The sequence below is a fragment of the Streptococcus sp. SM3 genome (assembly GCF_027497875.1).
The window spans coordinates 1-12,230 of the sequence record NZ_JAJNSA010000076.1 but is presented as its reverse complement, the minus strand read 5'-3'; the positions used below and the strand labels follow the sequence as shown (position 1 = coordinate 12,230).

The window sequence follows — 12,230 nt, the reverse complement described above, 5'->3', positions numbered from 1 at the left end:
AGTTTGATATCAAGGTTGAAAATGGTGTAATTACTGCAACTTCTAAAGCGGACTTGACTAAGTCACTTGGAGACGCGGAAAATACACAAGTCATCGACACAACTAAGTTGGCCTTTGGACGTTACTACAAGTTTGAAATTCCTGCAGAAATTAAACAATCTGCTCAAGAGGGTGTGGATATCGAAAATACAGCTTCACAAATCGTACACCAATACGATCCAACTAAGAAGACTGTAGAAAAACCAGAAAAACCAACTGAAAAACGTGTAGTCAACATTCCAGTTAAGGTTCAATTCCAATTCACTAAGAAATTGGAAGGTCGGGCATTGAAGGCTGGTGAATTCAGCTTCGTTCTTAAGGACGAAAAAGGCAATGTGATCGAAACTGTGAAGAATGATGCGGCTGGTAAGATTACCTTCTCAAATCTTGAGTTCAAACGTGGTGAAGAAGGAACTCACCTCTACCATGTAGAAGAAATTCGTGGTACAGATTCTAGCGTTGTTTACGATAAGATGGTTGCGACCGTTGGTATCGTGGTGAATAAAGAAGGTAAAGTATTAGTAGCTACTACTAAGTTGCCAGAAGATACAGAGTTTAACAACACTGTTATTCCGCCAACAACACCACCAACAACACCGCCTAATACACCACCAACACCACCAACAACGCCACCAACTCCTCCAACACCACCAACAACACCACCAACGACTCCTCCAACACCACCGACACCAACAACTCCACCAGCTCCAGGACTTCCTAACACTGGTGAAGAACAATCAGTATCAGCTGCATTGTTAGGTGCTGCACTTGGTATGGTTGGACTCGCTGGACTTGCAAAACGCAAGAAACGTGAAGACTAAAATTGAGGAGACATCGACATCTTTGTTGATGAGGCGACAATTTTAGATCTAAGAAGAGGCTTTGCTCGAAAGAGCAGGGCCTCTTTGTTTGTTGTTAAAAGCTTAGAAAAAATTGCATATACATTATGAAATATTTCAGAAATTATTCCATTAGTCATTTCATTCTGTTACTAGTTTCAGCCGATTTTTGTTGACTTAAAATATGGAAAACAGTATACTAGTAAAGTAATTTGATCTTTCAAACTGCCGGCAACAAGGGGAATGAAGCCACTTTGAATTGGAATTACAGTAGGGTTTGGGGTGGTAGAACTTCACACCCTTATTGTCGTCGGTTACCTTCATAAAAGGAGTATAGACTCTGAATAAGTTGTATAAATATAAAAAACTTCCTTGGAACAGAATTCCATAGGAAGTTTCTTTTTGTTTGGGAACTAACTAATCATGTTTCTTTTTGAAAGCGACAAGACTGGTAAGGCCTGCTAAGATACCAAGTCCAAGTAAGGATAGGTGTGAGGTCTCTTCACCTGTTACAGGTAGGTGAGTTCCTTCTTGAGGGGTGTTAGGAACAGCTTCGGGGAGCTCCGCTGTTTGGCTTGTAGTTTCAAGAGGTTTATCCTCTTCTGTTATAGAAGTAGATGGGATTTCTTTTATTACTGCTGGTTGTGTATGAGAAGTACTAGGATGAACGATTTCTTTACTTCCTGTTTCTGGGAATAGTTGAGGAGTTAGGATTTTTTTGACCTTGTATGCAAAGACTAAGATGGTTGTTCCCACTTCTACATTCCCAGTTTGTTCAGCTGCACCGATCCGTTCGTAGATGTGGCCGTCGTAGGAGATCTCATCTGGTGCGCTAGCGATGTAATGGGTTCCATTGTCCACATTCGTTGCAACCGCAAGTTCTGGTTGTAATTCAGTGCTCGTATCTTGGATGACAAATCGCGCGATGACAGTCCCCGTAGCTAACTTGTAATTGTAGATAACGGTTTTCATTCCTTTAGTGACGGTGCCATTTGGATCCGCAGAATCCGCACGGAGTCCAACTAGATGGTAGATACGACCATCTTTTGTGATTTCTGTTGGGGCCTCACTTGTATATTTGGTACCGAAGTCTGCTTCCGTAGCGATGTCTTGCGCCTCTTGCAGATCAGTGTCGCCTCCCTCTGTAAGGAATCGTACCATGACAGAGCCTTTGGAGATGGCATAGGAAATAGCAGTATCAGCTGTTGGAGACTCAGGGTTCGGAAGAAGATAGCCTTTGGTCTCGTCGAGAGGATCGACAAAGTTCAAGACTTGTCCATTAGCATCTTTTGGCTCTAATCCCTCCACGTAAGGAAGGATAGCGGTAGGAGATGCGATGGCAGTTGGATTAGTAGCATCATTGAGATAAGTGATCTCTTTTTGAGCATTGGTTGGTTCTTTACCAGTGGCATAGCTGATCCTATAGGCACCGACTGGTCGATAGATGACCGTATCTGTGATGTCTGCTACATCAGCGTGAATGCCAGTATGGTGACCTGCTTTTATCAGATCAGAAGAGACGGTATCAGTCGATTCTTCTGCTACGACAACATAGCCTTTTTTGACGGGATTTTCAAGAGCTGTAAAACTCGTGCCATCTTGAGCTGTCCAGTCTTCAAGCTTCGTCTCGCCTGTCACCAAATTGATGCTTCCTTTGCGAGCGAAATGAAGGCTGTCAGTTTGATCAGCTATTCCTGCTGGCTGACGGTTGGCTCCATCCTGGTCCTCTGTCACATAGGTCACCGTACGGGTCACTGTTTCAGATAAATGATTCAGATCAGCAGTTGTTTGACCATCTGGAGCTAGAGGAGTTGGATAGACACGACCTTCGCTATCTCCTGGAACAACTTGACCGGCTTGGATGGGTTGTGCTTCTGAAAATTCTACAATTTTTGGTGCCAAGCGGACAATAAACTCTTGAACGCCATCTTCATTGGTGTTGGTAGCGTCGCGGTCAAAGTTTGGTTGTTCGTCTGCATCAAAGCCATTTTCTACTAGTTCATAGCCCTTCTTCAAATAGTTGGTAATAGTTTCTTTTGTCGAGTAGTTGATTGCCTCACCTGTATGACCTACCAAGTCACTAGAGCGCTCAAGCTCAACTCCGTTTTCGCCTTGGTAAAGAACGTGGGCGGCTTCATTGAGTTTGACATAGAGCATGTCCCAGACATCTAGACTAGGAACATCGATAGCTGCCATCCATTGGCCAGCCCCTCCGTCATAATAAACATTTGCGCTTGTTTCTCGGAGGTTGATGTTGTATTTTCCTTCAACAGCATCAGGTGTAGCCCAGTAAATGTTGGCGTGTTCAGCTTGGTCTTTTGTGATTTTTCCAAGTGGAACAAAAGCTTGAATATTGGTTAGTTTTTCGGTTGTATTCACAGCGCTGTTCCATTTATTTTCAGTGATGCCGACCAAATTGATCAAGTGAGCAATTCGATCACCCGTCTTGGTTTCCTTTGTAATGGTATAAACAGTTCCAGGTTGAACCTCATCTGCGTTATCTGGGTTGGATCCGATGAAGTTGCCGTTCACCAGTACATTGGTATTGTCTACGATCCGACGGGTATCATGTGACAAGGTGTCGCGACCGCGGAGAAGTTCTTGATAAGCAACGATGAATTCTTGGTAGTTGAATTCTGCATTGGCAAAGTCAGCATTGACTGGTAGGTTTTGATTGAGATACCATTCTGCTTGGATCACCCCAAAACCTTTAGCATCTTGAGAAGTATTGAGAGCTGCAGTCGTCATATGGTAACCACCGCTCGCTGCGATGATGGCATCTGTCAGCAATTCGTTGTCTTTGCTGAGGGTTGATGCGTTTTTACCACGATGGGTATAGGCTGCGATGATGGGAGATTTCCCCTTGTATAAATCACGCATCCGTTCGGTGAGGCGAGTCAAGGCTTGGTAGGTGGAGTCATAGGCGATGCTATCTCCCCAAACTTCTGCATAAGGAGCAGAGACATTTGTCTTACCTAGGCGATCCGCATCTCCAGTGGAGATATCGTTGATCATGAAGTCATAGCCTTCTTTTTTGAGGGCCTCTGTTGCAGCTGCGGCTAGTTCTGGATAGTGTTCGCTCAAAGAGAAGCCTTTTCCAGGTTCACTGACTTTTTCCACCCAGTTAGATCCCATGGTATCCCCTTGCCATCCATCAAAATTCCCTTCTTTCATGGCTTTGGTCATGACTTCAATGATAAATTTTTGCCAATTTGGATCACCTGGATCGAGAAATTGTTGGATATCGGTCGCTGTGACATCACCCTTTTTACCAAAGTTGAAATGGTCTTGTAGATTGCGAACAATGGCACTTTTTACTTCATTTGGGACCCCTTCTTCGAGGGAAACCGCGTAAATCATGTTATACAGCATGGCTTTGGCACCAGTTGTATGGACATGAGCCACCAGCTCTTTGACTGCTTCTGTATCGATGACAGGTAAGTAAGACTTGCGCTTGTCAGGATCTGTTTCGTTATTTGGAATCAAGAAAGTCGCCCAATCTTGAGTGAAACGTTCAACATTTGCTGGGAATGGGTTGGCAGGTGTATTGTAAACGTCGTAGAAGAAGTAGTTGTTGATGTGCATATTGGCCAATTGGTCAATACTATTCTTGTAGCCTTCTACCTGATCATTGGTGATGGAGTTGTGATTGTCTTTTGAGCCGGCAACCACCCCATAACGTGGGTAGATCGTCCAGTCATCTTCAACAGCAAGACCCGCTGCCTTATGAAAGGCTTGGGAGCCATCTGCTTTCTTACCAAGGACATCTACGATAAATCCAGCATTAGGGGAAAAGACCGTACTTGGAATTGTCAGCTCGCTACCTTCAACGTTTTTCTTTTCATAAATGACCTGATCTAAATGAGAGACAGTGACATCAGAAGAAACTACTTCAGAGTTGTTGATGGAAATGCGGACATCTTCCCCACTTTTATAAGTCGCTTTATCAAAGGTGACGTCGTTGGTGATTTTTGGAGTATTATAAGTAGTTGCTGGAGCTGCACTGACCGATTGAGTGGCAGTTACAGTTGGTGTTGATTCCGATGAAGAAGATGCAACTTCAGTTGTAGCAACTTCCTCACTAGTAGTGGTAGGAGTACTGCTATTGGTTGCTACTGGTTGAGCGGTTGATGGGATCTCAGAAGTCGGATTGGTGTTGACCTCGTCAGCCATGGCAACAGAGCTTAACATCAAGGCTCCAAAAAGGGTAATCATAGAGACTAATGCCTTGTTGCGCTTGCGAAAATAGCCGTGCCCTTTTTCAGAGACACTATTTTTTTGTTGATTCATTTTTTTCTCCCACATACTGTTTGTATAGTTCGTTGAACAGTTTAAAGTAAATTGTTCTATCGATGCCAATAAGTATACGACATTTCACTAGATAGTGTCAATTTAAGAACGAAAGTCTGTTTGAAAATTTTCATGGAAGTGTTAGAAAATGGCCTTAAATAGGGGTTTTTGATTCATAAAAATGAAAAACCAAAAAACGTTTGACACAAAATTTCCCCGCATTTTAAAAATAGTACAAATTAGTGATAAAAAACAAAACAAGGAGAAACGTTTGCATAAGCTGTAAGGCCCATTAGTAAAAGAATTTCTGCAGTTTATTCTATTTTTATTTCTGTAAATAAAGTTAAAAAATTTTTTTTAGAAAAATGAACCGGCAAAAATCAGATGTCAAACGTTTGACATATATAGAAGAAAACTAAAAAGAAAGCTTTTATAAACAAGGAGTTTTATCAAAAAAGAAGCAAAATTTGAATGGAGATGTGAAAAAAATCAAAAAATAATATTGACACATAAGGGGGCAAGTGTTAATATCTCCTTACAAAAATCGATATTAATATTTAAAGTGTTGATTTTTGTAAGGAGAAATTTGAAAAAGAGGTTAGAAGGAATTATATGTCACTAATTAAAGATAGCAAGACTACCAAATATGCCTTGCGTAAAACGTCTGTCGCTTTTGGTTCTGTAGCAGTCGCTACGGTTCTTGCAGTAGCAGGTGCTGCATCTGTTTCTGCAGATGAAGTTGTTTCAGCTACGACAACAGTCACTTCAACAACGGCTACTCCAACAAGATCGACAACTGAGACTAAAGAAGTTGCTGTACCAGATTATTTAGAGACTGCGAAAACCGATGCGGTAACTACTGGACTTGAAGTTACAGAAACAGAAGCAAAGACCCAAGCAGATGAAAAAACTGCTGAGCAAGATTATGCGAAGCAAGCCATTGCTATGGATAAGACCGTAGCAGACTATAAGGCAGAAGTTGCAGCGAATCAAGCAACTTATGAGAAGGAAAAAGCAGTTGTAGATGCGAAAAATGCAGCGGCTCAGGTAGCTTATGACAAGGAAGTTGAAACCTATAACAAAGAGCAAGTTGCTTACGAAAAAGCAGTGGCTGAAAATGCTGCAGCCCTAGCAGATAATCAGGCTGCAAAAGCGGCTTATGAAAAAGCCTTTGAAGAATACCAAACTGCTTTTAAAGCTTATATTGAGTCTGTTAAAGCCAAACAAGCCGTTGAGACAGAAAACAATTTGGCCCAAAAGGCTTACGATATCAAATTAGCCGACTACAAGGAGAAAAAGCGCCTCTATGATGAAGCGCAAGCAGCTTACTTGATTGATAATGAACTATACAAGAAGAAAAAAGCGCAATACGATGATGCTAAAGATGCCTTCAATAAGATGGTTAAAGAGCGTGGTGGAAACCCTGAGAAGTACAAACAAGATTTGACCTTACTTCCAGAAGAGTTGGCAGATGGGGAAACAACGACGCTTTACCACCAAACAACAGGTCTTACTACGTATTTGACAAAAGAAGGTCAATCTCGCTTGTATGGGGACGGTAAAGCTACCAAGATGTATGAAACCAAGAACCTACAAGATTCCGATTTGACAACAACGAACCCATATGCAGATAATGAAATCGAGTGGGCAGTCGTTAAAGTTGGAGACAAGTTCGATGTCACTTACAAGGGTCTTCGCCAGGCTAATATCAAAGAAGGTCGTGATATCAAGCGTATCGCTAAAGTGGTCTACAAGTATGAAGTGAAAAGCTTGCCATCTAATGACGGTCGAGGAATCGTTCAAATTTACAATGATCCAGCGGTAACAATGACGATCGGAAGCTCAACTGACACAGACCAACCCGTCACAGTTGGTGTTGATGTTGAATTTTATGATGAAAATGATCAATTGATTAATTTAGCTAACCATAATGCCATTTTGGCTTTGAATTCCTTAAACCACTGGAATGGAGCTTCTTATGTTGAAAATGACAAACCTCGTGCCCTTCTTGTAGAAGCTAAAGATATCAATGGAAACACTGTTCGTGGAACTTGGGATCCTTATTCAGATGGTAGTAACCCTAGTCTTGATGGAGCAGATGTCGCTGTGAAGCGTGGCTATGCAAACTTCGGTAGCGCTCAAGTCTTTAATGATGCTGATAATCCATTGAAGATCGTTGGTCAAAAAGCAACTTGGGATGGGAATGGCTTCTCAGTCAGTGAAGAAACTGTCCTTGATGTGACGACGGTCAATGCTTCTGGTGGAGGAAATGGTCATTCTATCGGAACAGAAGACTATCAATTTGGGGATAATTCTGATATTGTCGGTACTTATTCAGTTGATGCGGGATCAGGAATTTTGACCTATACCCCACGGATGAAGCACCAAAATACACCTCACGTAGAGTCTGTAAATATTGGAAATAAAGAATTTATTAAATTGCCAAATTCTAGTGTTGACCAAGATCCAACTACTAAGGAAGTATTTGCCAAGGAACAAAACCAGTACATGAATGAAGGTGCAACCTTTAATGCGGATCCTTCAAGTTCAACTAAAGGATGGGATGATCCCAAAAGTCCGTATCTCTACTATGGTGGTGGTGCAGTTATCTTGAAAGACGGCCATCTTGAGTTCACTGCAAAGGGAGCAAATGCTACGGATGAAGCAACCCTCTATTGGTTCTCAATCAATTCAAATGTTGCCTTTCCACAAGATCCAGGAGATGAACCGGTGAAACCAACCGCTCCAACCGCTCCAACAGCCCCTGAAAAACCTGAAATCAAAGACGTTCCAGCTGAAAAGGAAGTTCCTGTTCCGCCAGCTTGTCCACTTTACAAGGTAGAACCAAAAGTTCCTGAACAACCAGTGAAGCCAACAGCTCCTGAATTGGAAAAGGATCCGGTGCTAAAAGAAACTGTAAAACCAACTGTAGAATGGCATAAAAATAATATTCTTGTTACAAAAGAAGAACCACAACCGGAGCCACAGCCAGAACCACAACCGGAGCCGCAGCCAGAACCACAACCGGAGCCACAGCCGGAACCACAACCGGAGCCACAGCCGGAACCGCAACCAACACCAACACCTAAACCAGAGCCTAAACCAATTATTGGCTACCATACGCCTGCGCCAATGGTAGAGCAAAAGGTTGAAGAAAATTTGGTCTCAGATGTTGTGAAGGTGAAAGAAGTATTGCCACACACAGGTACAGAATCAGCAACAGCTCTTACCAGCCTTGGCTTGCTTGGTGTGATCGCAACAGGCTTTGGTCTTGCTCAAAAGAAAAAAGAAGACTAAGATTTTCTTTCAATCCTTTAAAAAAATATCACGATTAAAAACCAGAAGGTACTACCTTTTGGTTTTTTTATAAAGCATGAAAAGGGAATTGATGACAATTTCCTATAGGTTCTCCTCCATATTTGTGATACAATTAAACTACTATTATCGAAGGGAGAAACTATGATTAATTCAATTGTTTCACAAGGTTTGATTTGGGCCATTCTAGGGTTAGGAATCTTTATGACGTTCCGAATTCTAGATTTTCCAGATATGACGACAGAAGGGTCCTTCCCGCTTGGAGGAGCGGTGGCGGTGACCTTGATTACCAAAGGGGTCAATCCACTACTTGCGACGCTGGCTGCTATTGGAGCAGGGTGCTTGGCAGGACTTGCGACGGGTCTTCTCTACACAAAAGGAAGAATCCCGACACTCTTGTCAGGGATCCTCGTGATGACGTCTTGTAACTCGGTTATTCTCTTTGTCATGCAGCGGGCTAATTTGGGACTTCTGGGCTATAAAAAAATTCAGGAATTTCTTCCTTTTGCCAGTGGGTTCAATGAGATCCTGATTGGTTTAATTTTCGTAACGCTTGTGATCCTTGGTTTGATCTTCTTCTTGGATACACGCTTGGGTCAAGCCTATATTGCGACAGGGGACAATCCAGACATGGCCAAAAGTTTTGGGATCAACACCGACCGGATGGAATTGATGGGTTTGGTCATTTCAAATGGGATTATTGCTCTTTCTGGTGCACTGATGGCCCAACAAGAAGGCTATGCGGACGCTTCACGTGGGATTGGTGTCATCGTTATCGGGCTTGCCAGCCTCATTATTGGAGAGGTTCTCTTTTCAAATGTCACCTTGACAGAGCGCTTGCTCAGTATTGCAATCGGTTCAATCGCCTACCAATTTTTGATTTGGGCCGTGATTGCGCTTGGCATCAATACCAGCTATATCCGAATCTTCAGTGCCTTGATCTTGGCTATCTGCCTGATGATTCCAACCTTTAAGGGAAAAATCATGAAAGGAGCGAAACTCAGTAAATGACAGCAATTGTAGAATTAAAAAATGTAACCAAAGCTGTGAGCAATGGGATGAATGAAGAAAAAGTCATTCTGGATGATGTCTCCTTGGAAATTCGAGAGCATGATTTTATCACGATTTTAGGGGGCAATGGAGCTGGGAAATCAACCCTCTTTAATACCATTGCTGGGACACTTCCAGTTAGTAGCGGGAAGATCTATATTCTAGGTGAAGATGTGACCAACTACTCTCCTGAGAAGAGAGCCAAGTACCTATCTCGTGTCTTTCAAGATCCTAAAATGGGAACAGCGCCTCGCATGACAGTGGCAGAAAATCTCTTGGTAGCGAAGTTTCGTGGAGAAAAACGTGGTTTGATTCCGCGTCACTTGGCAAGCTATAAAGAAGAGTTTCAGACAGTTCTTGCTAAGATCGGCAATGGCTTGGAAAATCATATCGATACAGCAGTTGAGTTTCTATCAGGTGGGCAACGTCAAGCTTTGAGCTTGTTGATGGCGACACTAAAACGTCCAGAACTTTTGCTATTAGATGAACACACTGCAGCCTTGGATCCGAAAACCAGTCAGGCCCTGATGACCTTGACCGATGAGTTTGTGAAACAAGATGCCCTCACGGCTCTTATGATCACCCACCATATGGAAGATGCTTTGAAATATGGCAATCGCTTGATTGTGATGAAAGACGGGCACATCGTCCAAGACCTCAGTCAAGAAGAAAAAGCCCAAATGACCATCGCAGACTACTATGAATTGTTTGAGAAAGAATAAGATACAAAGGGCGTAGCGGATACAGTCAAAATAGGGAATACGACGCAGAATCTTCAGATTCTAGGAGGATTCATCTTTTTGACACAATCCGCAGCCCGTGTTCATTTACTAAGATACAAAGCCCGTAAAATGCAAAGTGAAAATAGGAACTAGTTTCAGCTGAAATCGCTTGCAATTACTTAGGTAGCTGAGTATAATATAGTTAGAAAGATGAAGAAGGGATTGATACCAATGCCTTATCGAGTTAAAATTTAGGTTACTTCGTTTTAGGCCTGTTTTGCTGATATCTGTTCATGCTCTTATCGTAAAAGAGCAGTCATGTCGTGTGTGTCGGATCGGTTGGACGGTCGGGCAAACCTGCTTAGTTTGTCCGGAGACATAAGAAAACGTGGAAATAGTAGGTAGAAGCTTTTTGTAAAGGTTTTCAAACTTCAATGCGTCCAGTCGAAAACTAATCATTTGGATTTGGGATAGCAAAGAAAACCTCTGGTATTTTACACAAATACTATTAAATGAAATCAACATCATAAACATTGTTTTGTTAGCCAAAAGGTTAATTGCACCAAGTCAGTGAAGCAGACCAGGCCTCTAGTCCCGTAAGACTGGAGGCCATTTTTATAAAATACTCAGGAGGAGGTGAGAGTATGGGATTGTCGTATGCGCAAGAATATAGTTGCCGGGACCATTTCCGGCAAAGAGCTTTTGAGCGCTTTGGCGTAGATGATAAGCACTTGAATAAGTGGATCAACCAACACCTCTCCTCCCTCTCTCCTTATGATAGTAATGTGGTTCAACCCGCCAACACCGAAGCCTATGTAGCCAGTGATGGCGTCATCTTTGTCTGCAATATCAAAAGTCGGGAGTTTATCACCTGTTTTAAGGCGGTTAATTACCAAGAGTCTAAGGAAGAAGAGGAAGCTTATACGGACATTCACGAAAACAATGTCGCTTCCTTCAAAAAAGATGTGAACCACCTAGTCAATCGCTACCGACTCAAGGAAGCCAAAGAGCTGTTTGAAAACATTGGGGAGGACTTGGATGATTTTTATCGCCTGTCCCAAGCGGTCAAGAACGGCCAATTGAGCGAACGAAATAGTAAGCGCCTAGAGGAATTGTTAGGCAAGTTTCATGTGATCAAGGCAGCCATGCGGATCATTGAAAATAAACGGGGAGATTACCATCTTTAGGGTCTTTTCCCCCTAAAAATAGGCGCCTAGAAGCCCTCTCATCTACTTCAGATGAGAGGACTTTTTTGCTGTGGAAAGCTTTTTGAAAAAAAGAGAAAAAAATTGTATAATAGAGTGGATATGCAAGTATTTGCAAAGCTGTAATTCGACTTGGGCGACCAAGGACCGTAAGTATTAAAATAATCACACTAAAGGAGACAACAGTGAGTAGTATTAAATTAGTCACTCTTGGCGGTGTTCGAGAAAATGGGAAAAATCTCTACGTTGCCGAAGTGAACGATTCGATTTTTGTCTTGGATGCAGGTTTGAAGTATCCAGAAAATGAGCAACTTGGGGTGGATGTCGTTATCCCCAACATGGATTATCTATTTGAAAACAAGGACCGCATTGCGGGTGTTTTCTTGACCCATGGTCACGCGGATGCCATTGGGGCCTTGCCTTATCTTTTGGCGGAAGCGAAAGTCCCTGTATTCGGGACAGAGTTGACCATTGAGTTGGCTAAACTCTTTGTAAAAAGCAATGACAGTGTGAAGAAATTCAACGACTTCCATGTCATCGATCAGAATTCTGAGATTGATTTTGGTGATGCTGTCGTCTCTTTCTTTCAAACAACCCACTCCATCCCTGAAAGTATCGGGATTGTGATTGGCACTCCTGAGGGCAATATCGTCTATACAGGAGACTTTAAATTTGACCAAACTGCCAGCGAGTCCTACGCGACAGACTTTGCTCGCCTAGCTGAGATTGGCCGCGAAGGCGTGCTTGCTCTCTTGAGTGACTCGGCCAAT

Annotated in this window: 7 protein-coding genes; 6 read left to right on the top strand and 1 reads right to left on the bottom strand. The window is 42.6% G+C overall.

The genetic code is table 11. The features are described from left to right. Positions 1 to 860 (top strand): FctA domain-containing protein (locus PAN06_RS10335; RefSeq protein WP_269796247.1); only part of this gene is annotated, 860 nt, incomplete at its 5' end. Between the two features lie 435 nt (positions 861 to 1,295). Here PAN06_RS10335 and PAN06_RS10330 read toward each other — a convergent pair. Then, positions 1,296 to 5,168 carry a glycoside hydrolase family 66 protein gene (locus PAN06_RS10330; RefSeq protein ID WP_269796246.1) on the bottom strand — a complete coding sequence of 1,291 codons (3,873 nt, stop codon included), beginning with the start codon at positions 5,166 to 5,168 and terminating at the stop codon, positions 1,296 to 1,298. A gap of 612 nt (positions 5,169 to 5,780) precedes the next feature. On the opposite strand from PAN06_RS10330, the gene PAN06_RS10325 reads away from it, so the two are divergent. From PAN06_RS10325 to PAN06_RS10305, 5 genes are all read left to right on the top strand, one after another. Beyond that, positions 5,781 to 8,465 (top strand): GbpC/Spa domain-containing protein, encoded by a 2,685-nt coding sequence (locus tag PAN06_RS10325; protein WP_269796245.1) that lies wholly within the window; start codon positions 5,781 to 5,783, stop codon positions 8,463 to 8,465. Between the two features lie 162 nt (positions 8,466 to 8,627). Beyond that, a complete protein-coding gene (locus PAN06_RS10320) occupies positions 8,628 to 9,494 on the top strand; it encodes an ABC transporter permease (RefSeq protein ID WP_003008955.1) in 867 nt (288 codons plus the stop codon). Next, a complete protein-coding gene (locus tag PAN06_RS10315) occupies positions 9,491 to 10,255 on the top strand; it encodes an ABC transporter ATP-binding protein (RefSeq protein ID WP_150906641.1) in 765 nt (254 codons plus the stop codon). The genes PAN06_RS10320 and PAN06_RS10315 overlap by 4 nt, the downstream gene beginning before the upstream one ends. Positions 10,256 to 10,899: 644 nt before the next feature. Further along, positions 10,900 to 11,442: a hypothetical protein gene (locus tag PAN06_RS10310; protein WP_269796244.1), complete on the top strand. Its 543-nt coding sequence runs from the start codon at positions 10,900 to 10,902 to the stop codon at positions 11,440 to 11,442. A 203-nt stretch (positions 11,443 to 11,645) separates the two neighbouring features. After that, on the top strand, positions 11,646 to 12,230 hold a 585-nt coding region (locus tag PAN06_RS10305; RefSeq protein WP_269796243.1), incomplete at its 3' end, for a ribonuclease J.

Bases quoted from the DNA above. Each gene is read 5' to 3' on its own strand.
- PAN06_RS10330 (WP_269796246.1), bottom strand. From the start codon at position 5,168: ATGAATCAACAAAAAAATAGTGTCTCTGAAAAAGGGCACGGCTATTTT.
- PAN06_RS10325 (WP_269796245.1), top strand. From the start codon at position 5,781: ATGTCACTAATTAAAGATAGCAAGACTACCAAATATGCCTTGCGTAAA.
- PAN06_RS10320 (WP_003008955.1), top strand. From the start codon at position 8,628: ATGATTAATTCAATTGTTTCACAAGGTTTGATTTGGGCCATTCTAGGG.
- PAN06_RS10315 (WP_150906641.1), top strand. From the start codon at position 9,491: ATGACAGCAATTGTAGAATTAAAAAATGTAACCAAAGCTGTGAGCAAT.
- PAN06_RS10310 (WP_269796244.1), top strand. From the start codon at position 10,900: ATGGGATTGTCGTATGCGCAAGAATATAGTTGCCGGGACCATTTCCGG.